We start from the raw sequence: 348 nt of genomic DNA, 5'->3' as shown, positions 1-348 counted from the left end.
CTCCAACACCTGGCGCACCCGATGCTCCACGGTGTCTTCGAGCACAAAGTTGATGGCGCGAACCACGTGCTTCTGTCCGATGCGGTCCACCCGGCCAATGCGCTGCTCGATCCGCATCGGGTTCCACGGCATGTCGAAGTTGACGATGACATTGCAGAACTGCAGGTTCAGGCCTTCACCACCGGCATCCGTCGAAATCAGCACGCGCACATCCTTGGAGAACACCTGTTGTGCCCGTGTGCGCGCTTCCAGGTCCATGCTGCCGTTGAGCGTCGCCACCGAGAAACCCCTGCTTTCCAGGTAGTCGGCCAGCATCGCTTGCGTCGGCACGAACTCGGTGAAGATCAG

1 protein-coding gene is annotated in these 348 nt (G+C 60.6%); it reads right to left on the bottom strand.

What is annotated here, in order from left to right; all coding sequences use genetic code 11:
- A partial coding sequence (locus tag ACR6JA_RS22415; protein WP_494599626.1) for a helicase-related protein occupies positions 1–348 on the bottom strand: 348 nt, incomplete at both ends.

The organism is Cedecea sp. B1(4) (genome assembly GCF_059414925.1).
This window is presented reverse-complemented; position numbering and strand designations above follow the sequence as displayed.